The following is a 22,887-nucleotide window of genomic DNA, read 5'->3' on the forward strand; positions in this document are numbered from 1 at the left end:
ACAATCAAATCAATATGTTCAAGAACCACCTAAATATTGCCTGGAGAACCATTAAAAAGGACAAGCTCTTCACTATTATCAAAATTGGGGGCTTTGCTGTGGGCATCGCCGCCTGCCTTTTAATTGCTCTTTTTATCCGAAATGAAGTCAGCTACGACGAGCACTATGCAAAAAAGGACCAGATCTATAGAGTGGTATTTCAGGGAGAGGTTCAAGGAGAGGTGATGAAGAGCACGCATTTTCAATTGCCCTTTGCTGATGCGCTCCAATCCGATTTTCCGGAAATTACCAAAGCAGGAAAGGTAAATACTATCGAAATTTTTGGTGCGGGCAAAAGAGGAATGCGGGTCAACGGACAAAAGGAAAACACCTTTGAGGAAAACTTTATCCTTGCCGACCAAGAGGCTTTTGATATTTTGGAAATCCAGCTACAAGAGGGCAATCCCCAAACGGCACTTTCACGTCCCAGTAGTATCGTAATGTCTCGTTCAAAGGCGGACAAGTATTTTCCGAACGGAGATGCCTTGCAGCAGACCCTATTCTTGGACAATGATACCTCCAAACCATACACGATTACGGGAATTATGGAAGATGTACCGGAGAATTCGCATCTCGATTTCGACTTTTTGTTGCCCATTGAGGACACCAATCAGAATTGGACCAACCAGAATTACTTCACCTATGTGCTGGTAAACCCAAATACGGATATTAAGGCATTGGAACATAAAATGTCTTTGATTGTTGAAAAATATATCATTCCGGCCCAAATAAAAAGGGGTCGTTCAGCCGACTTTATCGATGTGCTTAGAACTGCGGAATACAAGCTCCAACCCGTAACGGATATTTATTTGAAATCTGATCTGAAAATGCAGGATGGATTAAGGCATGGCGACATCAAATTTGTTTGGTTGTTTGCTGCAATCGCCGCCTTTGTATTGCTCTTGGCCATGATCAATTTTATCAACCTTTCCACGGCCAAATCGGCCAATAGGGCAAAAGAGGTGGGGCTTAGAAAAACTATTGGTGCTTTTAGGAATAATCTCGTGAACCAGTTTCTTACGGAGTCTGTGATCTTCAGTATCATTTCCTTTGTTTTGGGAGTTTTACTTGCATGGGTCTTGCTTCCAACTTTTAATGAGATTGCTTCCAAAAACATGGAATTGCCATGGTCCGATTGGTGGTTTCTTCCAGCCTTATTGATAGCCGCTCTATTGATTGGGGTTTTGGCCGGTTTGTACCCAGCATTCTATTTATCCGCATTTAGACCAGTGAACGTTTTAAAAGGCACGCTGAGTGTTGGAAGTAAAAGTGGAAGATTAAGGAGTGGTTTAGTGGTTTTTCAGTTTACCACTTCGGTAATCTTGATTATTGGAACACTGATTATTTACCGTCAAATGGACTTTATAATCAGTAAGGAGTTGGGATATGATAAAGAGCGGGTTGTGGTTCTAGAAGGAACCAATATTCTTGGGAACAAAATAGGGTCTTTTAAGGAGCAACTAGCATCATTGTCTCAAGTAAAAGGCGTTACGTCTACCAATTATTTACCTGTTGATGGGGGAAGTAGAAATGGCAACACCTTTATGGTCGAAGGGCAAGATGATGGCGGTAGAGGCATTCCAGCTCAAATTTGGAGAGTGGATTACGACTATATTAAAACTTTGGGCATTCAACTGACAAAAGGGAGGGATTTCTCCAAGAAGTTTGCATTCGATTCCATTAACTCCATTGTCATCAATACTAAAATGGCCTCTGATTTAGGTTTAAAAGACCCAATTGGCAAAAAAATTGACAATGGCGGTCAAACCTTTGAGGTAATTGGAGTAATTGAAAACTTCCATTTTAAATCTTTGAAAGAGGATATCTCAGCACTTTCCTTGGTAATAGGAAAAGACATTGGTGCAGTTTCCGTAAAACTGGAAAAAGGGAATCCAACAGAAGCTTTATCGTCCATAGAAAAAGTGTGGAACAGAAATATACCGAACCAAGCACTCAACTACACCTTTTTAGAACAAGAATTTGCACAAATGCACGATGACGTCCATCGAATGGGCAAAATATTCAACAGTTTCGCCCTATTTGCCCTACTTGTGGCTTGCTTGGGATTATTTGCTCTCTCTGCTTTTATGGTGGAGCAACGTAGAAAGGAAATAAGCATCCGACGTGTTTTGGGGGCTCCGTTCAAGAACATTTACCAGTTGCTCACGCTCGATTTTTTAAAGCTGATCGTTATTTCCATCTGCATTGCAATTCCAATTGGGTGGTACTTTATGAACCGATGGTTGGAGGGGTTTGCCTATCACATAACCATTGGTTGGGAAATATTTGCAACCGCGGCACTTATAGCGCTTGGCATAGCAATACTTACAATTAGTTATCAATCGATAGGAGCGGCATTTTTGCAGCCCACAAAAGGATTACGAACAGAATAAAACAACCCGTGCTGGACTTGTTTCAGTATCAAAAACCATCAATCATGTTTAAGAATTATCTAAAAATAGCCTGGAGAAACCTTACTAAGAACAAGGGTTATACCATTATTAATGTGGGCGGTCTTGCACTTGGAATGGCTGTGGCCTTAATTATAGGGTTATGGATCAAGGATGAGCTTTCCCATAACAGTTATTTTTCGAACAAAGATCAAATAGCGCAGGTATATCAATCCCAGACAAATAATGGAGAAACAGGAACTGGGCCTGCCATTCCACGACCTTTAGAAATGGCTATTAGGGAAGGCTATATGGATAATTTTAAGCATGTAGTGATGTCATCCTGGACCACTCCACAGTATCTTAAATACAAGGAAACCAGCATTTCACGGGAGGGAAACTTTATACAAAGAGAGGCTCCTGAAATGTTTGACCTTAATATTTTAAAAGGAGAAAAGGATGGAATTCGGGAAATCAATTCCATCATGCTTTCCGAATCCACAGCTGATGCAATTTTTGGTACCGAGGATCCCATTGGTAAGATTTTAGAAGTCAATAGTCAGTATGATATGATGGTAACGGCAGTCTTTGAGGATATTCCGTTCAACACTTCCTTCAATGACACCCATTTTTTGATGCCATGGGACAAGTACGTTTCCGTTAATGAATGGATCAAAAATTCTGTAGACCACTGGGGCAACAACTCTTATCAGATGTTTGTCCAGATTGCGGACAATACTTCCATGGAAGCGGTCACAGATAAGATAAAAAATATAAAAAAAGACCTCAACGAAAACTCTAGGGAATTCAACCCTCAATTGTTTTTGCTTCCTATGAAGGACTGGCATTTGCGTTCACGATTCGAAAATGGAAAACAAGCCGGTGGTAGAATTAAGTACGTTTGGTTATTTGGTATCATCGGCGCTTTCGTATTGCTTTTGGCTTGTATAAACTTTATGAACCTTAGTACTGCAAGGTCCGAGAAGAGGGCCAAGGAAGTGGGCATCAGAAAATCGATTGGGTCACAACGTAGTCAATTGATCAATCAATTCTTGGGTGAGTCGTTTTTGGTAGTGCTTTTTGCATTTGTTATTGCTGTTGCCATTGTAGTGCTTTCTCTTAACGGGTTTAACGACCTGGCCAGGAAAGAGTTGGTGTTTCCATGGACCTCCATTGGTTTTTGGGCGTCGTCTTTGGTCTTCATTCTGTTTACCGCATTATTGGCAGGCAGTTATCCTGCACTTTATTTGTCTTCGTTCAAACCAGTTGATGTGCTAAAAGGCACCTTTAAAACGGGTAAACATTCTGGTTTGCCCAGAAAAATCTTGGTAGTGGTTCAGTTTACGGTATCCGTGGCTTTCATTATAGGCACTGTAATCGTGATGCAGCAAATCAACCACGCAAAAAACAGGCCTATTGGTTATGACAAGGAAGGTTTGGTACAAGTGCCGACAATGAGTGAGGATTTTACCGGAAAGTTTGAATTGATGCGGGAAGAATTCATCAATTCCGGAGCCGTTACCGAAATGTCAACTTCAAGTGCTCCAACCACAAATATTTGGTCCAACCGGAGTGGATTTGAATGGAAGGGTAAACCAGAGGGCTTTCAAGAAGATTTGGCTTGGACCGAAGTATCTCCAGAATATGCCAAGAGCCTTAATTTAAAAATTATAGCAGGAAGGGATTTTTCACGAGAGTTTGCTTCTGACTCTACTGCTGTTCTACTTAATGAAACTGCAGTGAAATACATGGGCCTTCAAGATCCTATAGGCAAATTAATCACTGATCCTGACACAGAAAACCCTCTCGATCCAATGAAGATTATTGGAGTGGTCCAGGATATGATCGCCCAATCTCCATACGAACCCGTAAAACAAGGGATGTATGTGTTTGACAAAAATGGAAATGGTTCTTTTTATAATATGCGGTTGAACCCTAGCCAAAGTGCCAGCCAAAATATAGCGGTAATCGAACGAGTTTTTAAAGAGCATTTTCCCAATATCCCATTTCAATACGATTTTGTGGATGAAGAGTATGGTGAAAAATTTGCCGCCGAAGAACGTATAGGCCGTCTTTCCGGAATTTTCACCGCCCTTGCCATTTTGATCAGTTGTTTGGGATTATTTGGTTTGACCTCCTTTGTGGCGGAGCAACGAACCAAGGAAATTGGGGTACGGAAAGTACTGGGCGCCTCGGTGTTCAATGTATGGAACATGTTGTCTAGGGATTTTTTAAAACTGGTAATTATCTCCTGTTTTATAGCAGTCCCTATAGCCTATTATGTAATGAACGGTTGGTTACAAGAGTATCCATATCGTGTGATTTTGAAATGGTGGATTTTTGCTCTGGCCATGATCGGTGCTTTAGCGGTTACCATTTTAACGGTAAGCTTTCAGGCCATTAAGGCGGCAAAATCCAACCCTGCCCGTAGTTTGAGAACGGAATAAATCAATCAAAAAACGAAAATCATGTTTAAGAATAACATCAAAATAGCATGGAGAAGCCTTAAAAAGCAGCCATTCTTCACCTTCCTCAACATATTTGGATTAGCCATTGGAATGGCTGGTGGGCTTTTGCTCGGTCTTTATATTTATGATGACCTGAGCCACGATAAAATGTTCACCGATGCAGAACGAATCTACCGAATCAACACGGACATGAAGTTTGGTGGAGCGGCAGAAAGGTCTTCACAGGTGTCCGCACCCATGGCCCAAGCCATGGTAACCGATATTCCAGAGGTTAAAATGGCCACAAGATTTAGGGGCATAGGAAGTGTTTTAATCAGACCACAAGATGTGACAGACAATGTTAGGGAACCCCAAGTGTCATACGCCGACTCCACATTTTTCAAAATGTTCGGCATTAAATTGCTTTATGGGAATGAGCGCACCGCATTGGTAGAACCCAATACTTTGGTGATGACTAGAACTGCAGCCGAAAAACATTTTCCAGTAGATCAAGCCATAGGGCAAACGCTCGTCATCAACGACCAAGATGTGTATACTGTTTCAGGTGTAATAGAGGACCTTCCTAAAAACTCAATATTTAGAGATAAGCCCATTTTCTTGGCCATGTCTGGATACGAAGATGCTCAACTCGCCGAGTGGGGAAACCATAATTATTACACATTTATAAAATTAGTGCCCGGAGCTTCTGGTTCGGACATACAGGACGAAATGCAGGGCATGGTCGGAAAATACCTTATTCCGTACGCACAAAGATTCTTCCCTGGTATTACCGAACAACAATTTTTGGATTCGGGCAATTATGTGAACTATTCCACCATTCCATTAACGGATATTCACTTACACTCTGGAAGAAGTCCTGAATTCAGTGCTGTGAGTGATATTAAAAACGTATACATTCTTGGGGCGATAGCCATGATTCTTTTGGTGTTGGCCAGTGTAAACTTTATGAACCTATCCACGGCCCACTCCCTCAAACGATCAAAGGAAGTCGGGATTCGGAAAACACTTGGTTCTCAGCGTAGTGGATTGATTGGACAGTTTTTGACGGAATCCGGATTTATAGCTATGGGGTCATTGATATTTGCGGTGATCATAGCATCTATTGCCATGCCATTTTATAATGATCTTTCAGGAAAAGATTTGTCAATCCCTTTTTCAAACCCTTTATTTTGGTTGGTTTTGCTTTTGGCAACATTGATTCTTGGGTTGTTCTCCGGAAGCTATCCTGCCTTTTTTATGTCACGTTTTGTCGCGGCAAAAGTATTGAAGGGTCAAGGAGACAATGCTATTGGTGGGGGAAGGGTTAGGAATGCATTGGTAATATTTCAATTCAGTATATCAGTGTTCTTGATCATGGGCACGTTGACCGTATTTCAACAACTTAGATACATTCAGGGAAAGGACCTTGGGTATGGCAAAAACCAAGTGCTTGTAATCGGCGGAGTAAATTCCCTTGAAGGAAAAAAACAGGCATTTAAAGATGCTGTGTTGCGAATTAGCCAAGTCAGCAAAGCTACTTTAAGCAGTTATTTGCCCACTCCATCCGCACGTAGCAACGGAACTTATTTGTTGGCCGAAGACCGTAGTCAAGAAAAATCCATCAATATGCAACAATGGGCAGTGGATGAAGATTATTTGTCTACCATAGACCTTACATTAATTTCAGGAAGAGCATTTGACTTGGACAGGTTTGCGACGGATTCATCAGCGGTGATTCTTAATGAAAAGGCCGTTGCTATTCTGGGAAAAACCCCTGAAAGCGTTATTGGAACCCGATTTGTAGGGCATTTGGATCAAGAGGAAAGCTATTCTACCGTAATAGGTGTTGTAAAAAACTTTCACTACGAGACCCTTAGGGATGAGGTCGGTGCATTGGCCCTGTTCCATGGAGCAGAATATGCCAGCAATCTGGCCATAAAACTCAATGGAGGCGATGTGTCGAGAACCGTTTCGGAAATTGAAAATATTTGGAGGGAAATGGCGCCTACCCAACCCTTCGATAGTTATTTTATGGACGACTCTTTCAACACAAGTTATGAAGCAGAGCAACGTTTGGGGAGAATCTTTATGATTTTTACCATACTTTCCATAATCATTGCATGCCTCGGACTTTTAGGACTTGCCACATTCAATGCACAAAAACGCGTAAAGGAAATTGGCGTAAGAAAGGTTTTGGGAGCAGGTGTCGGACAGATTGTTTACCGACTATCCGTTGATTTCTTAAAACTTGTGGGGCTAGCCGTGCTTATTGCCTTACCGTTGGGTTGGTATGCCATGGATCGGTGGTTGCAAGATTTTTCATACCGAATAGACATTCCTTGGTGGATTTTTGCCCTCTCGGCATTATTGGCGGTGGGAGTTGCCCTGTTGACCGTGAGTTATCAAAGTATTAAAGCGGCTATTGTAAATCCAGTAAAGAGTCTTAGAACAGAATAGAACCAACAAAAAACCAAGAACCATGTTTTTGAACAACTTAAAAATAGCTTGGAGAAGCATACTCAAGAATAAACTCTTTTCTTTGATAAATGTTATAGGACTTTCCATTGGCCTATGTTCAGCCTTGGTTATTGGTGCCATAGTTTATTTTGATTTTTCCTTTGACACTTTTCATAAGGACAAAGACAAGATTTATAGGGTAACCACCCTTTTTAAATCCGGTGAAAATGAATTTTCCAATAGGGGCGTGTCTGTTCCTTTAATGAAGACCTTTAAAGAAGGTGTTCCCGGTGTGGAACTCACAGTACCTTTTATGAACGCACATTTTTCCAAAGTAGAGAACAAAAACCAAGATTTGATTTTTAAAAATGGCGAAGATGCCATTTTAGCAGATGATACATATTTTCAATTATTTGATTATAAATGGTTGGCGGGAGATAGGCAAACGGCCTTATCGCAACCAGCACAGGTAGTACTTTCCCAGAAAAAGGCCGAAAGATACTTCCCAAATAGGAACACAGCGGATGTCGTCGGCAGGACGTTGATATATAATGACTCTATCAACGTAAAGGTAACCGGTGTTGTTGCAGACTTTAAGAAGAACACCGACCTTAAGTTTTCCGAGTTTATGTCCATGGAATCGGCAAAAATGTTTGATAAAAAAGATATTGCCACGGATGACTCATGGAACGGGACAAGTTCAGGCGACCAATTATTTTTAAGGGTAAAAGATAAGTCCAGTATTGCTGGAATCCAATCACGACTGGATGCTCTGGCCAAAGAACATAAAAACCCTGCACCATGGGCAGTTAATGATGAACGGCTGTTTCAATTGCAGGCACTTTCGAATATTCATTTTGGCGGCGAACACGGGGATTACCCCTTTAACAACTCCGACTATGTCGCCAGTATTAAGGTTTTAAAAAGTCTCGGCTTTGTCGCACTTTTTCTATTGTTGCTCGGCTGTGCTAATTTTATAAATCTAAATTCGGCCCAAGCCCTTACCCGAGCCAAGGAAATAGGGATTCGCAAAACCTTGGGAAGTTCCAAAAAGCAAGTCGTACGGCAATTTTTGGGAGAGACATTTATTTTAACAACCCTTGCCATTATTTTATCCCTTTTGATGGCGCCGTTCCTTTTGCGTCAATTTGCGGATTTTTTACCTAGTGAGATTGACCTATCTGTTTTATACAGTATGGAAGGTATTATCGGAATACTTATTTTAATAACTATTGTAAGTTTATTTTCTGGATTCTACCCTGCCTTTGTGCTGTCTAAATTCAGACCTGTATCCGTTTTGAAAGGTCAATTTACTAAAGGAGACAAAGGGGTTCGTCTTCGAAAAACGTTGACGGTTTTCCAATTTGTGGTGGCACAGATTTTTGTGATTGCAACACTATTGGTTGCCAAGCAGTTACATTTTGTAATGAACAAGGATATGGGAATGAAGACCGAAACGGCAGCTTATGTATCCTTGCCTTGGGACAACAGGGCGGAAGTGAAAAAGGAAAGACTGTTCACTCAAATTAAAAACATCAAAGGACTGGAACAAGTAAGTTGGGGCGGTAGTCCACCCGCATCCAACAACATGTCCTCAACCATGCTTACTTATTTTGATGATGGGGCTGAAATGCATCAGGAAACCCAAATGCTGATTGGAGATACTAACTATCTCAAAACGTACGGCATTCCTTTATTGGCCGGTAGAGAAAGATTGAATGATAGTATTGACGAATATGTTGTTAATGAAACCTTTGCCAAAGCCATTGGTTTCCAAAACCCAGAGGAAGTTGTGGGCGCCTTTGTTAAGCTGGACACGCTTAAAATACCAATAGTGGGTCTAATGCGGGATTTTAATCAAAGATCTTTACGGTCCGAGATTAAACCATTAGTGGTAAGGGGACATTATGGAAGTGGTTTCGGCATAATTCATTTTGACCTTGGCAAAAATTCCGAACAATGGACGAAAACCATTGATGAGGTAGAACAGGCATGGGCCTCTGTTTACCCAGATGAAGAAGTGCAGGTCGAGTTTATGGACGAAATAGTACAAGGGTTTTATAGAAGTGAAAAAAGCACGGTGCAACTTTTAAAGTGGGCCACAGGCTTGGCAATTTTAATTAGTTGCATGGGGCTTATGGGACTAGTTGTTTATACCACTGAACGCAGAGTAAAAGAGATAGGAGTTCGTAAAGTTTTGGGTGCCAATGTAGCACAATTGAACTTATTGCTCTGCAAGGAGTTTTTGATTTTGGTAGGAATAGCCTTTGCCATAGCCGTGCCCATTTCGTGGTACCTGATCCAAGAATGGATCCAGGATTTTGCCTATAAGACGTCGCTCAGTTGGTGGGTGTTTATAGCCAGTGGAACGGGAATGGTGCTGGTTGCTTTGGCCGTAATAGGGGCGAGAACTTACAAAACAGCCAATATCAACCCTGTGGAAAGCCTTAGGATAGAATAAATAAATCATCAAAACCAAAGAAAATGTTCAGGAACTATCTTAAAATCGCTTGGAGAAGCCTGATCAAGAATACGCTCAGTTCTTTTATCAATGTTATTGGACTGTCCATTGGAATAAGTGCTTGCATGGTCATCCTGATTTTTGTCTGGTATGAATCAACTTTTGACGATTATCACGCGAAATCGGAGAATATATATAGAGTGGTACAGCATAACAGGGTGCCTGATCAGACCTTATATTGGAGCATTACCCCCTACCCTTTGGCGGAAGCACTTAGGAACGATTTTCCTGAAATTGAAATGGTAACCCAAACACAGGGTCCGGTAAGTCAGGAATTTAGTATAGCAGAGGGGTCGGATTTAAAAAGGTTTGAAGAACCAAAGGTTCTTTTTGTAGATCAATTTTATCCAAAAATATTCGATTTGGAATGGATATCAGGAAATCCTGATAAGGCCTTGGATGATATTAATTCTGTCGTGCTTACTGAAAATATTGCAAAAAAATACTTTGGAAATACCGATGGAGATTTTAAGTCCATTTTGGGTAAGACAATAGTAGACCAAGATGATGAGCCTCTCACTATTACTGGAATAATCAATAATGTCCCAGGGAACTCCAGCCAACGTTTCGATTTACTAATTCCGTATGAGTTCTTCAAAACAAAAAATCCGGGTCTAGTACAAAACTGGTCAGCAAATCATCAAGGAACAACATTTGTGGTCTTGCCCAACACCACTTTTTTAAAATCACTCGAATCCAAGATTGTGACATGGAAGAAAAAGTACCTCAAGCCTGAGGATTATAAGCGTATTTCTTATTTTTTCCAACCTCTTACCGACATACATAACGAAACCCTTTACGGAAGTAGTCCTGGTGGATATATTATGCCATCAAACATACTTTATACCCTTTCTGTTGTTGCATTGTTCATTTTGGTAATAGCCATTGTAAATTTCATCAACTTGCTGACCGCCCAATCAACTTCACGCTCCAAAGAAGTGGGCATACGCAAAGTTCTTGGTAGTAAACGGTTAGATCTTATAATCCAGTTCATCTTTGAAAATAGCTTGATAATCCTTGGGTCGCTAGCTCTTTCCATTGTGCTTCTGAACATTTTATTATCACAACTCAATGAAAATTTGTCGGTAATCGACCTTCAACTGGAATTGGGCTTGAATCATATCGGTCTAATACTCATAATAGGCCTTTCAACCATTTTTTTGGCCGCATTTTATCCGGCCTTAATCCTCTCCGCATTTAAACCCGTCAAGGCGCTTAGGAACAAAGTTCAATTTTCAGGAAAGAATGGAGTAAATATACGCAAGTCTTTAGTTACTTTTCAATTCGTAGTGGTTCAACTTTTCGTAATAGCGGCTATCATTGTTTCATTGCAAATGGATTATTTTAAGAGTGAACCTATGGGATTTTCGTCGGATGCCGTTGTGGTCACTCCAGCTCCCGATTTTGAAAAATTAGAGGTTTATAGACAGTCACTACTGGAGAACAATGATATTTCCAACGTCACTATTGCTTCCGGGCCTCCCATGGCTGTGAACGGTCTTCAATTGGGAACAAGGTTCCGTCTGCCCGAACAACCTCCTGAAGAAGCTTTGGAAGCCGAAATGAAAATTGGAGATAAACACTATGTTGATTTCTATGAAATGGAACTTTTGGCAGGTAAAAGCTTCACCACAAATAAGGAAGCTTTCGATGAATTTATTGTTAACGAGACCTTATTGAGACCCTTTGGTTGGAGCCCCCAAGAAGCAATTGGTAAGAAAATTCAGATTAATGAGGGGCCAGCAACCATTATTGGGGTCGTTAAGGATTATCATAACAATTCTTTTCAAAGGAAAATAACACCTTGTATTATCGCGAACTGGACATTTTTTCAAAATCAGGCGTTTATAAAAATTGGGGGCAATAATGCAGAGACTATTGATAAGATAAAGGACATATGGCAGAATACATTTACTGGTTCAACCTATAGTTTTAGTTTTTTGAATGACTCTATTGAAAAGGAATATATTCTCGAACAACTTATTTTTAAGGGTTTTACCATTCTTTCTATTCTTGCGGTAAGCATTGGGTGTTTGGGACTTTTGGGATTGATGTCCTTTATTGCCTCCCGAAAGAAAAGGGAAATTGGAATTCGAAAAGTGTTAGGGGCCAATACCTTAGAGGTTTTCTCTTTTTTTACTAAAAAATTCATTGGTTTGATAACGTTGGCATTCTTTATAGCGACACCTCTTGTATACTACTTTGGTGATTTGTGGTTAGAAACGTTTGCATATCGTATTGAGTTATCCGTTTGGATGTTTTTGAGTGGAGGATTCGTAACGTTAATCATTGCAATTATTACTTGTAGTTTTCAATCGTTCCACGCGGCGACAGCCAATCCAGTTAAAAGTTTAAGAACCGAATAAAATTTATCAAATGCTATTACAACTCAACAACATATTCAAATGGGTCAACTCGGGCGGCCAACGCATTTTTTTGCTAAAGGACATTAACCTGGAAGTAGAAGAAGGAGAGTTTATCTCTGTAATGGGTCCATCGGGCTCGGGAAAATCCACTTTGCTCAACGTTATCGGGATGCTCGATACTTTTGATGAAGGGGAATATAATTTTTTGGATGAATCCGTTCATTCACTAAAGGAAAAGCACCGATCTAATCTGTACAAACAATACATTGGCTTTGTATTTCAATCCTATCACTTGTTGGATGAGCTTACGGTAAAGGAAAACCTGGAAATGCCGCTAATCTATAAAAAGATTAAAGGTTCGGAACGAAAGGCGATGGTAGCCGATATGCTGGACCGCTTTAATATTGTAGGAAAAAAGGACCTTTTTCCAGCCCAGTTAAGTGGGGGGCAGCAACAATTGGTCGGGGTGGCTAGAGCATTGATTTCAAATCCTAAACTGATATTGGCGGATGAACCCACAGGAAACCTAAACTCCAAGCAGGGAGAGGAAATCATGGAACTGTTTAAAAAATTGAATGATGAAGGGGTAACCATAATTCAGGTGACGCACTCCGAGAAAAATGCTGAATATGGTTCCAGGACTATCAATTTATTGGATGGTAGAATGGTTTGATGCACGATATCCGAAGTCGGGAAAATCAGTTTCAGGTTGCTGGATGATTCAGTTATTGGTCTTCATTCTTGTATCTAACAGCAAAGCGGTCTTGGATCTTTTTTTCTTGAACTTGTCAGAAGTCCGAAGCCGGATGCAGGAAGTCTTGTGTCTTGGTTCTTGATTCTTTTCTCTTTGTTCTTGAACTTGATCCCTGAGCTTGCACTTGAAAATCAATCAGCCAATTCGGCCAATTCTTTGCCAACTAGGCTGCCCAGAGCAACGCCCATGCCTCCTAACCGAACACCGCAAAATATGGAATCGGAAACCTGTTTTACAATAGGCGATTTTTGTTTGCCCACACCCATAATGCCGCTCCATCTTCGTTCAATTTTAACGGGATGATTCGGTAAAATCATATTATGGAGCAATGCTTCAAGCTTATTTTGGATAATTTGTGTTTCTCCAAATTCCGTAGTTTCCTCGGAATCAAAATCAAGATTTCTGCCACCTCCAAACAAGATTCTGTTATCAATGTTTCGGAAATAATAATACCCTTCATCAAAATGGAACGTCCCTTTGACATGTAAATTTTTGACGGGCTCTGTAACCAAAATTTGGGCCCTAGCGGGTTTAACGGTCTCAGATTTTATCAACTTTGAAGCAAAACCATTAGTGGCCACGAACACTTTTTTGGATAAAAACTCGAAGTCATCAGTTACGATGGTCGCTTGATTATTCGATTCAAAAACATCCTTGACCAGTACACCGTTCAAAATAGGAATGTCCATCGACATACATTTCTGAATCAAGGAACGCATCATTTTGCCCGTGTCCAATTGCCCTTCCAGCTGGTGCGTGATGTATTTTTCTTGAATACCTTCAAAATTGAAGAGGTTTTGATTCGTCACAAATGGGTTTTGACCAAAAACGGGCGCCATCAAACCGTTTAGGTATGGAATGGATGCCAAACACTTTTCATAAAATTCAGGTTTTTCCAAAGGAAAAAGTTCGTGACTGCCGTGCAATTGAAAACCTATGGCTTCATCGCCCAACAGACTCCGCAATCGTTGAATGCCGTCCCAACGTTTTTGAACCAATCGGCCTACTTCTTCTTTTGAATGATGCTCTAGGTCGGATAATATTTCCGAAACGCTCCCAAAACATGCGAAGCCCGCATTTTTGGTGCTTGCGCCTTGTGGTAAACTGCCTTTTTCCAGAATCAGAATGTTGCTGTGGGGGTACTTTTTCTTTAGACTGATAGCACAGTTAATGCCAACGATACCACTGCCAACAATGGTAAAATCGACCTTGGAAAACCAGCTCTTATGTTCCCAATAACTTAATTTCATAAAAGAAAAACCCCGATAAATCGGGGCTTTGTTTAATGTTCGTCTTTGTATTTTGGGTCCATTTTAAAATCCTCCATGAATTTGGTAGTATAATTGCCGGCCAAATAATCTGGATGATCCATCAATTGACGGTGGAATGGAATAGTTGTTTTTACACCCTCTATCACAAACTCGTCCAAAGCTCGCCTCATTTTGTTGATGGCCTCTTCCCTGGTTTGTGCTGTGGTTATCAACTTGGCGATCATGGAATCATAATTCGGTGGAATCATGTACCCGCTATACACGTGCGTGTCCAATCGCACTCCATGTCCACCCGGTGTATGCAAGGTGGTAATCTTCCCGGGCGACGGTCTAAAGTCGTTATAGGGGTCTTCTGCGTTGATTCGGCATTCAATGGAATGCAACTTTGGATAATAGTTTTTTCCTGAAATGGGCACTCCACCAGCCACCAAAATTTGTTCTCGGATCAAATCGTAGTCTACTACTTGCTCTGTGATAGGGTGTTCCACTTGGATACGGGTGTTCATTTCCATAAAGTAGAAATTTCGGTGTTTGTCCACCAAAAATTCAATGGTTCCCGCACCTTCGTATTTAATATATTCTGCCGCTTTTACAGCCGCTTTCCCCATATCTTCACGGAGCTTGTCCGTCATAAAAGGAGAAGGGGTTTCCTCGGTAAGCTTTTGGTGTCTACGTTGTATGGAACAGTCTCTTTCGGACAAGTGACAGGCTTTGCCATATTGATCTCCCACAACTTGGATTTCGATATGCCGAGGTTCCTCGATCAACTTTTCCATATACATGCCTCCGTTGCCAAAGGCTGCAGTAGCTTCCGTAACGGCACTGTTGAAGTTTTTCTCCATTTGATCTTCGGACCAAATGGCTCGCATTCCTTTACCGCCACCACCAGCGGTAGCTTTGATCATAACGGGATACCCCATTTTTTTGGCTTCCTTTTTGGCATGGTCAACATCCTTTAACAGGCCTTCGGAGCCAGGCACGGTGGGTACACCGGCTTTCTTCATGGTTTCCTTGGCGGTTGCCTTGTCTCCCATTTTGTCGATCTGCTCGCCAGAGGCGCCGATAAATTTTATATCGTGCTCGGCACAGATTTTTGAAAATTTGGAATTTTCTGAAAGGAAACCGTATCCTGGGTGAATGGCATCGGCATTGGTAATTTCTGCCGCGGCTATAATATTTGGAATCTTTAAATAAGATTCACTACTTGGGGGAGGTCCAATACAAACGGCTTCGTCGGCAAAGCGGACATGAAGACTTTCCTCATCGGCCTTGGAGTAAACGGCAACCGTTTTTATGCCCATTTCCTTGCAGGTCCTAATAATCCGCAAGGCAATTTCACCCCTATTTGCAATCAATATTTTTTTAAACATAGAACACAATCTTAAATTCGGAATTCTAAATCTTAAATGGTTTTGGGCCATAAATGTTGCCCAAAAAATATCATTTAAAATTCACTACGATGGGTCTACTAAGAACAAAGGTTGGTCAAACTCTACTGGAGAGGAATCATCAACCAATATCTTAACAATTTTACCTGAAACTTCTGATTCAATATCGTTGAAAAGTTTCATTGCTTCGATCACACAAAGGACATCACCTTGGTTAATGGTACTTCCAACCTCCACAAAAGGTGGTTTGTCGGGAGATGGTTTCCTGTAGAATGTTCCTATGATCGGGGATTTGATAGTAATATATTTTGAATTATCGTCCGTTTTTTTCGTATCGGATGATGCAGGGGCCGAAGCTTCCGGTGCAGCAGGCGCTGGAGCAGCCGGTGCAGAAGATGGAGCTTGAGCTACCGGTATTTGTTGAACAATGGTGGTTTCCGGTGTGTTGGAATCGTTACTTCCCGTTCGAATGGTGATCTTAATGTCCTCCATTTCCAACTTCACCTCGCTAGCCCCCGATTTGGCTACGAACTTGATTAAACTTTGAATTTCCTTAATGTCCATGGAATATAATTTAGTTAGTTGTGTGATTAAGAATTATAGGCCCATTTTAAATAAATGGATCCCCATGTAAAACCACCACCAAAGGCGGCGAATATAATATTATCCCCTTTTTTCAATTGTTTTTCGTAATCGTACAACAATAGGGGAAGTGTTGCTGATGTGGTATTACCGTAACGGTCGATGTTGATCATCACCTTATCTGCTTCTAACCCCATGCGGTTTGCAGTGGCGTCGATAATACGCTTATTGGCCTGATGGGGTGCCAACCAATGCACGTCGTCTTTGTTCAAGTTGTTCCGCTCCATGATCAAGGCCGAAACATCGGCCATGTTTGAAACGGCGAATTTAAAGACCGATTTCCCATCTTGGTAAACGTAGTGTTGTTTGTTTTTAACGGTTTCCTCAGATGCGGGCAAAATGGAACCTCCTGCATCAATCTTCAAGAACTGACGGCCAATACCATCCGAACGAAGGTACTCGTCCTGTAGACCTAGACCTTCTTCATTGGGCTCAAAAAGAACCGCGCCTGCACCATCTCCAAAAATAATACAAGTAGTTCTATCGGTATAGTCTATGATGGAAGACATTTTGTCTGCACCGATGACCAATACCTTTTTGTACCTGCCGGATTCTATATAACTGGCCGCGGTGGACATCCCGTACAAAAAACTGGAACAGGCTGCCTGTAAGTCGTAAGCAAAAGCGTTTACCGCACCAATTTCCGAAGCTACATAAGCTGCTGTGGAGGCAACGGGCATATCCGGGGTTGCAGTGGCAACGAGTACAAAATCTATTTCGGAAGCGTCAATGCCTCTTTTTTGAAGCAAGTCTTCCGCAGCTTTGATAGCCATATAAGATGTTCCCGCGTTCTCTTCTTTTAAGATTCTTCGCTCCTTGATTCCTGTTCGGGTGGTGATCCATTCATCGTTGGTATCCACCATGGTTTCCAACACTTTGTTGGAAAGCACAAAATCCGGAACGTATCCTCCTACAGCTGTTATTGCTGCTGTTGTTTTCTTCATTTTTAGCCTCTCTTTATTGTCAAAAAGATTGAAATTTGACCCAAAAGCGGTGAAAATTAGTCATTTTATATGACTTTACAGGGAAAATTAACCGTTTTTGGGTGTTAACGTGGGCCCATAAAAAACTCCCGTTAAAAATTGAACGGGAGTTGCTTTATTATAAGGGATTTGCGGTTAGGCCGCAGTTTCCTCTTCTGTTTTGTCAATCAAAACCTGACCTCTGTAGTACAATTTGCCCTCATGCCAGTGGGCTCTGTGGAACAAGTGCATTTCACCTGTTGTAGAGTCCTTGGCAATTGTTGGCGCAACTGCTTTGTAATGGGTTCTTCTTTTGTCCCTTCTGGTTTTTGATATTTTTCTTTTAGGATGTGCCATTATAAAACCTATTTATCCGTTAGTAACTTTTTTAAATCGTCCCATCTGGGATCTGTTTCTTCTATTGATTTGGTGTTCTCTTTTGGCTGTAACTCTTCGAGTTTGTCCAAGATTTCTGATTGCAAGGTTCCGTCCTCAACACCGGGATGAACCCTTTTTTGTGGAACGGCCAGCACCAACATTTCATAAATGTACTGTGCTATATTGAATTGGTGCTCTCCGTGTGGAATGATCAAGATTTCATCATCTTCATCATTGAACTCCTCGCCAAACTTGACGACAAGCTTTAAATCGGAATCGATAGGCTGATCGTAAGGTTCGCCCGTTAGATCACAATCAACATTTACCGTACCCTTCGCTTCAATCTGAAGTTCCATCATGGTGCTCATTTTTTCCAAAACAGCATCAATTCGAACGGAAGCTCCGTTAAATTCTTGGTAGTCAAAAGATTCAAAGAACGCATCATCAATTTCGTACACAAATTTATGTTTTCCCAACTTCAGACCTGAAAAAGGGATAAAAAACTCTTTCAGCTTCATCATTTCTACACTTAAGGTTTGTGTACCAGCCTTTAAAGGCGGGTGCAAAGATACTACTAATTTACAAAACTGCAATTCTAGCTACAACAAATATCCAAAATGATGTAAACTTTTTACCTTTCTCGCTTAATTTTCTGCTTTTGCAAGGGGTTTTTGGTCAGTTCCCGATATTCTATTCTATTCTTAAATACTTGAATTGCAGTAAATACGGCCTCTTTAAAAGAACCCTCGTCTGCCTTGCCCTTTCCTGCTATTTCATAAGCGGTTCCATGGTCCGGGGATGTTCTTACCTTGTCCAGACCTGCGGTATAATTGACACCTTTTCCAAAGGAAAGGGTTTTGAAAGGGATTAAGCCTTGATCGTGATAGGCGGCCAAAACGGCATCGAAATTTTTATGGTTATCGGAGCCGAAAAAGCTGTCCGCCGAATAGGGCCCATAAACCAAAGTTCCTTTATTGAACATTTCCGCTATGGTCGGTTTCAATATTTTATCGTCCTCTTCGCCAATGGTGCCACTGTCCCCACTATGTGGGTTAATTCCCAAAAGCGCAATCTTGGGGCGGCGGATACCAAAATCCATTTTAAGGGATTTTTCCATTGTGGCCACCTTGTCACGAATCAATTTAGGGGTAATGGCCTTGGCCACATCTTTTACCGCAATATGGTCGGTGAGCAAGCCAACACGCAAGGAATTGGTTACCATAAACATAAGGCTTTCGCCCCCTAACTCTTGCGCAAGAAAATCCGTGTGTCCTGGAAACTTGAAATCTTCGGACTGTATATTGTTTTTGTTGATGGGCGCTGTGACCAACACATCAATTTTACCTTCTTTTAGGGCAGTAACGGCAGCTCTCAACGAACGAATAGCAAAATCACCTCCTTCTTTCGTGGATTGACCGTATTCAATTTTCGGCACTTCTTTCCATACATTCACAATATTGACCTTGCCCTCCAAGGCTTGCCCTGCATCCCTAACACCGTTGAATTTGAGGTCCATTCCCAAATCTTTGATTTGTTGCGATATGGTTTTGTTGGATGCAAAGATGACCGGGGTGCAAAAGTCCAACATTCTTGCATCTTCAAATGTTTTTAGAGCGACTTCGCACCCAATACCGTTAATGTCCCCTATGGAGATCCCTAACTTTATTTTTTGATTTTCCTTCATAAAATGAATGCCGTTATGGCTACTTTTGCATTACAAAACTAGTCAATTAATAAGACACATGTTCACAGGGATCATAGAGACTTTGGGGAAAGTTGAAAAGCTGGAAAAAGAAGGCGGAAATCTGCACATTACCGTTGCTTCAAATATTGCTTCGGAACTCAAAATTGACCAAAGTGTTTCGCACAATGGGGTTTGCCTTACAGTGGTTTCCATTGATGGTGACAACTATACAGTAACTGCCATTGAAGAAACTCTTGAGAAAACCAATTTAGGAGATTTGACATTGGGCGATGTGGTGAACTTGGAGCGCGCCATGGTTCTGGGAGCCCGTTTGGATGGGCACATTGTGCAAGGGCACGTGGACCAAACAGCGATTTGCAAACTGGTTGAGGAAAAGGAAGGCAGCTGGATCTACAGTTTTGAATATGACCCCAAACTCAATAATGTTACTATCGAAAAAGGCTCCATTACGGTGGATGGAGTGAGCTTGACCGTGGTTGACTCACAAAAAAATAGTTTCAGCGTAGCGATTATTCCCTACACTCACGAACATACCGGTTTCCATACCTACAAAGTGGGAACTACCGTAAACTTGGAGTTTGATGTGGTCGGGAAGTATGTTTCCAGGTTATTGGAGTTGAGGGGTTAATACCCATCAAAGCACACTCCGCATTCCGCGCCATATTCTTATTAAGAAAAATGTTGCTACCAACACCAAACCTGTGAGCCCCATGGCCAATGGATAATTGCCATAAATCCAGTTTCCTGTGGCAAAAAGACAGCCATACACCAAAATACAGCCAACTATCATGGCCAAAACACCAGATGGAACTGTCCATTTTTCATTACCATCATCCAAAGAAACCCCTTCGGCTTTGGCTTCTTCATGAATCTTTTTCCAGCCAGGACCTCCCGGTTTTGTGATTTTGTAGAATCGGTACAATACCTTGTTTTCTTCAGGTTTGGTTAAAAAGGTCGTTGCTAACCAAAGTATCGTGGTTATAAGCACGACCAGTGGAAATTTGCTCCAGCCTGGAAATGGTGCCGCTTCTGACAAAAAGAGCGCGTCTTCATACTGCCAGAACAAAATGGAAATGATACCCGATGAGAACATCGCCACAATTTCGCTCCATGCATTGATACGCCACCAGAACCATCGCAACAAAAAGATAAGACCAGTTCCAGCACCGAACATGATAATGATGTCAAACAATTGCGTTGCATTGTTGAGTTCCAAAGCAAATAAACTGCTCAAGATCATCAGAACAACGGTGGAAATTCTTCCCACGTTCACCAACTCTTTTTCTGAAGCATCCTTGTTAATCTGTTGTTTGTAAAAATCATTTACAATATAAGAGGAACCCCAGTTAAGGTGAGTTGATATGGTTGACATGTAGGCCGCTCCCAAAGAAGCCATTACCAATCCCAATAAGCCTGTGGGCAATTTGGTGAGCATGGCGGAATAGGCCAAATCATTTTTAAGGATGTTTTCGGGCACATTTGGGAAGGCTTGACGAATACTGTCCAAATCTGGGAATACGACGATAGAGGCCAATGCCACCAAAATCCACGGCCAAGGTCTTAGCGCATAATGTAATATGTTGAAGAAAAACGTTGCTCCAATAGCATGATTTTCATTTTTGGCGGCCAACATTCGTTGGGCAATATAACCTCCGCCGCCTGGTTCACCACCGGGATACCATGCACTCCACCATTGCACTGCCAAGGGTATGATCAACAGACCAATTAAGGCTTCGGTATCTGAAAAATCGGGAAGAATGGACATTTTTTCCTGCACTTGTGCATTGGTCAAAATATTGTCCAAACCACCAACCTCGGGCATATTTACCAAGTAGACAGCCGCTCCGATAGCACCGCCCATGGCAACAAAAAACAGCAGAAAATCGGTATAAACCACCCCTCTAAAACCACCAACGGCACTGAATATTACGGTAATTGTACCTCCCAGCAGCACCGTTTCAACAGGTTCCAGACCCAGCATTACCTGTCCAATTTTGATGGCGGCCAAAGTTACGGCCGACATGGCCATTACATTAAAGACAACTCCCAAATATAAAGACCGGAACCCTCTTAGGAAATGTGCAGGCTTTCCGCCATATCTTAGGTCATAAAACTCCATATCAGTGGAGACGTTGGATTTCCTCCAAAGTTTCGCGTAGACAAATACCGTAAGCAAACCTGTGAGCAAAAAGGCCCACCAACCCCAGTTTCCAGAAACCCCATCCGTACGAACAAAATCCGTTACCAAATTGGGGGTATCCGTGGAGAACGTAGTGGCTACCATGGAAAAGCCTAAAAGCCACCAAGGCATACTACGGCCAGATAAAAAGTATTCTGCTGTGTTCTTCCCTGATTTTTTGGATACATAGATTCCGATAAAAAGGACTATGGCAAAAAATCCAAAAATGATGATGTAATCTAAAAGTTCTAGTTTCATTTGTTTAGTTTGGCTGGAGCTAAAGATAGGTTTTTTGAGTTACTTTTGTGAACCTGTAAAAAGTCTTCATGTTTCTTTCCACATTCTCAGATATTTCCGTAGCCGCATGGACCATGGCCGCCACCGCTGTTTTTTTAATGGGGGTTTCCAAGGCGGGCCTCAAGGGAATGTCCATTTTTAATGTGACTTTAATGGCATTGGCTTTTGGTTCCAAGGCTTCCACGGGACTTTTTATTCCCTTGTTGATCGTGGGCGATACTTTTGCCGTGATTTATTATAACCGACACACCCAATGGAAGTATATTATAAAATTTCTTCCATGGATGATTTTGGGAATTCTACTGGGTGTTTTGATTGGAAAAGACCTACCCGAACAGGAATTTAAATGGGCCATGGTGGTGGTGATATTTATAAGTTTGGGCATGTTGGTTTTTTGGGACCGCCGAAAGTCGAAGAAGGTGCCCACCCATTGGTTGTTTTCAGGTTCCATGGGAATATTCGCTGGTGTTTGCACCATGATCGGAAATTTGGCCGGCGCTTTTACCAATATTTTCTTTTTGGCAATGCGATTGCCCAAAAATGAATTTGTGGGTACGGCGGCTTGGTTGTTTTTTATCACCAATTTGTTTAAAATGCCTTTTCATGTTTTTGTCTGGAAGACCATTACGGTGGAAAGTCTGTTGATTAATCTACGATTACTCCCAGCTATTTTTGTTGGTTTGGTTTTGGGAGTTTTCTTGGTGAAGAAAATCAACGAAAAAAACTACAAACGCTTTATTTTGATTGTGACGGCGATTGGTGCCGTGGCGATTTTGTTTAGGTAAGTTCCCTAAAAGCGAGTAAGGATGAAACATCAGTTTTTGTCAACCTGAACTTGATTCAGGTTCTCATAGTGACTTACACATTAATATAATGAGATTCTGGAATAAATTCAGAATGACACATTTCAATTCTTTTAAAATAAAAAAGCCGCATCAACTTGATGCGGCTTTGCTTTATAGACTGACCCGTCCTGAAATAAGTTGACAACAATTCGACTTATTTATGGAATCATCAACAAACAAAACAGTTAAGCGGACCCAAAAGGATTACAACTTAGGCTTTAAATTGGCAGTAGTATCCCAGGTGGA

At 41.5% G+C, this 22,887-nt stretch carries 16 protein-coding genes; 8 read left to right on the plus strand and 8 right to left on the minus strand.

Annotated elements, in window-relative coordinates:
* The first annotated feature begins 14 nt into the window (after positions 1–14).
* The 6 genes from J4E06_RS08595 to J4E06_RS08620 are packed head-to-tail and all read left to right on the plus strand — an operon-like array spanning position 15 to position 12,893.
* Positions 15–2,432: an ABC transporter permease gene (locus J4E06_RS08595; protein WP_349523615.1), complete on the plus strand. Its 2,418-nt coding sequence runs from the start codon at positions 15–17 to the stop codon at positions 2,430–2,432.
* A gap of 44 nt (positions 2,433–2,476) precedes the next feature.
* The gene (locus J4E06_RS08600; RefSeq protein WP_349523616.1) at positions 2,477–4,876 is read left to right on the plus strand and encodes an ABC transporter permease; all 2,400 of its coding nucleotides are present in this window, start codon (positions 2,477–2,479) and stop codon (positions 4,874–4,876) included.
* A gap of 21 nt (positions 4,877–4,897) precedes the next feature.
* Complete coding sequence (locus J4E06_RS08605) at positions 4,898–7,333, plus strand: ABC transporter permease (protein ID WP_349523617.1); 2,436 nt, start codon at positions 4,898–4,900, stop codon at positions 7,331–7,333.
* Between the two features lie 22 nt (positions 7,334–7,355).
* Positions 7,356–9,794, plus strand: a complete 2,439-nt coding sequence (locus J4E06_RS08610; RefSeq protein ID WP_349523618.1) for an FtsX-like permease family protein — start codon at positions 7,356–7,358, stop codon at positions 9,792–9,794.
* A 23-nt stretch (positions 9,795–9,817) separates the two neighbouring features.
* Positions 9,818–12,220: an ABC transporter permease gene (locus tag J4E06_RS08615; RefSeq protein WP_349523619.1), complete on the plus strand. Its 2,403-nt coding sequence runs from the start codon at positions 9,818–9,820 to the stop codon at positions 12,218–12,220.
* Positions 12,221–12,230: 10 nt separating this feature from the next.
* Entirely contained in the window at positions 12,231–12,893 is a 663-nt protein-coding gene (locus J4E06_RS08620) for an ABC transporter ATP-binding protein (protein ID WP_349523620.1), read from the plus strand.
* Between the two features lie 212 nt (positions 12,894–13,105).
* On the opposite strand, the gene J4E06_RS08625 is transcribed toward J4E06_RS08620, so the two are convergent.
* From J4E06_RS08625 to pdxA, 7 genes are all read right to left on the minus strand, one after another.
* Positions 13,106–14,224, minus strand: a complete 1,119-nt coding sequence (locus J4E06_RS08625) for an NAD(P)/FAD-dependent oxidoreductase (protein WP_349523621.1) — start codon at positions 14,222–14,224, stop codon at positions 13,106–13,108.
* A gap of 32 nt (positions 14,225–14,256) precedes the next feature.
* Positions 14,257–15,615, minus strand: coding sequence for an acetyl-CoA carboxylase biotin carboxylase subunit (accC, locus tag J4E06_RS08630; RefSeq protein WP_349523622.1), 1,359 nt, complete (start codon positions 15,613–15,615; stop codon positions 14,257–14,259).
* Positions 15,616–15,699: 84 nt separating this feature from the next.
* The gene (gene accB / locus J4E06_RS08635; RefSeq protein ID WP_349523623.1) at positions 15,700–16,197 is read right to left on the minus strand and encodes an acetyl-CoA carboxylase biotin carboxyl carrier protein; all 498 of its coding nucleotides are present in this window, start codon (positions 16,195–16,197) and stop codon (positions 15,700–15,702) included.
* A 26-nt stretch (positions 16,198–16,223) separates the two neighbouring features.
* Entirely contained in the window at positions 16,224–17,219 is a 996-nt protein-coding gene (locus tag J4E06_RS08640; RefSeq protein WP_349523624.1) for a beta-ketoacyl-ACP synthase III, read from the minus strand.
* Between the two features lie 174 nt (positions 17,220–17,393).
* Complete coding sequence (gene rpmF, locus J4E06_RS08645) at positions 17,394–17,594, minus strand: 50S ribosomal protein L32 (RefSeq protein WP_100816683.1); 201 nt, start codon at positions 17,592–17,594, stop codon at positions 17,394–17,396.
* Between the two features lie 8 nt (positions 17,595–17,602).
* Positions 17,603–18,136, minus strand: coding sequence for a YceD family protein (locus tag J4E06_RS08650; protein WP_349523625.1), 534 nt, complete (start codon positions 18,134–18,136; stop codon positions 17,603–17,605).
* Between the two features lie 110 nt (positions 18,137–18,246).
* Entirely contained in the window at positions 18,247–19,299 is a 1,053-nt protein-coding gene (gene pdxA, locus J4E06_RS08655; protein ID WP_349523626.1) for a 4-hydroxythreonine-4-phosphate dehydrogenase PdxA, read from the minus strand.
* A gap of 58 nt (positions 19,300–19,357) precedes the next feature.
* On the opposite strand from pdxA, the gene J4E06_RS08660 reads away from it, so the two are divergent.
* On the plus strand, positions 19,358–19,948 hold the full coding sequence (locus tag J4E06_RS08660) for a riboflavin synthase (RefSeq protein WP_349523627.1): 591 nt from the start codon (positions 19,358–19,360) through the stop codon (positions 19,946–19,948).
* 6 nt (positions 19,949–19,954) lie between these two features.
* Here the strand turns inward: J4E06_RS08660 and J4E06_RS08665 are convergent, their stop codons facing one another.
* Entirely contained in the window at positions 19,955–21,757 is a 1,803-nt protein-coding gene (locus J4E06_RS08665; RefSeq protein WP_349523628.1) for a sodium:solute symporter family protein, read from the minus strand.
* 68 nt (positions 21,758–21,825) lie between these two features.
* Here J4E06_RS08665 and J4E06_RS08670 point away from each other — a divergent pair, with 68 nt between their 5' ends.
* Entirely contained in the window at positions 21,826–22,581 is a 756-nt protein-coding gene (locus tag J4E06_RS08670) for a sulfite exporter TauE/SafE family protein (protein WP_349523629.1), read from the plus strand.
* Positions 22,582–22,887 lie beyond the last annotated feature (306 nt).

It is taken from the genome of Allomuricauda sp. NFXS6 (assembly GCF_040148835.1).
Taxonomy (GTDB): domain Bacteria; phylum Bacteroidota; class Bacteroidia; order Flavobacteriales; family Flavobacteriaceae; genus Flagellimonas.

Coding starts and splice junctions, on each gene's coding strand:
- J4E06_RS08595 (WP_349523615.1), top strand. CDS start 15: ATGTTCAAGAACCACCTAAATATTGCCTGGAGAACCATTAAAAAGGAC.
- J4E06_RS08600 (WP_349523616.1), top strand. CDS start 2,477: ATGTTTAAGAATTATCTAAAAATAGCCTGGAGAAACCTTACTAAGAAC.
- J4E06_RS08605 (WP_349523617.1), top strand. CDS start 4,898: ATGTTTAAGAATAACATCAAAATAGCATGGAGAAGCCTTAAAAAGCAG.
- J4E06_RS08610 (WP_349523618.1), top strand. CDS start 7,356: ATGTTTTTGAACAACTTAAAAATAGCTTGGAGAAGCATACTCAAGAAT.
- J4E06_RS08615 (WP_349523619.1), top strand. CDS start 9,818: ATGTTCAGGAACTATCTTAAAATCGCTTGGAGAAGCCTGATCAAGAAT.
- J4E06_RS08620 (WP_349523620.1), top strand. CDS start 12,231: ATGCTATTACAACTCAACAACATATTCAAATGGGTCAACTCGGGCGGC.
- J4E06_RS08625 (WP_349523621.1), bottom strand. CDS start 14,224: ATGAAATTAAGTTATTGGGAACATAAGAGCTGGTTTTCCAAGGTCGAT.
- accC (WP_349523622.1), bottom strand. CDS start 15,615: ATGTTTAAAAAAATATTGATTGCAAATAGGGGTGAAATTGCCTTGCGG.
- accB (WP_349523623.1), bottom strand. CDS start 16,197: ATGGACATTAAGGAAATTCAAAGTTTAATCAAGTTCGTAGCCAAATCG.
- J4E06_RS08640 (WP_349523624.1), bottom strand. CDS start 17,219: ATGAAGAAAACAACAGCAGCAATAACAGCTGTAGGAGGATACGTTCCG.
- rpmF (WP_100816683.1), bottom strand. CDS start 17,594: ATGGCACATCCTAAAAGAAAAATATCAAAAACCAGAAGGGACAAAAGA.
- J4E06_RS08650 (WP_349523625.1), bottom strand. CDS start 18,136: ATGATGAAGCTGAAAGAGTTTTTTATCCCTTTTTCAGGTCTGAAGTTG.
- pdxA (WP_349523626.1), bottom strand. CDS start 19,299: ATGAAGGAAAATCAAAAAATAAAGTTAGGGATCTCCATAGGGGACATT.
- J4E06_RS08660 (WP_349523627.1), top strand. CDS start 19,358: ATGTTCACAGGGATCATAGAGACTTTGGGGAAAGTTGAAAAGCTGGAA.
- J4E06_RS08665 (WP_349523628.1), bottom strand. CDS start 21,757: ATGAAACTAGAACTTTTAGATTACATCATCATTTTTGGATTTTTTGCC.
- J4E06_RS08670 (WP_349523629.1), top strand. CDS start 21,826: ATGTTTCTTTCCACATTCTCAGATATTTCCGTAGCCGCATGGACCATG.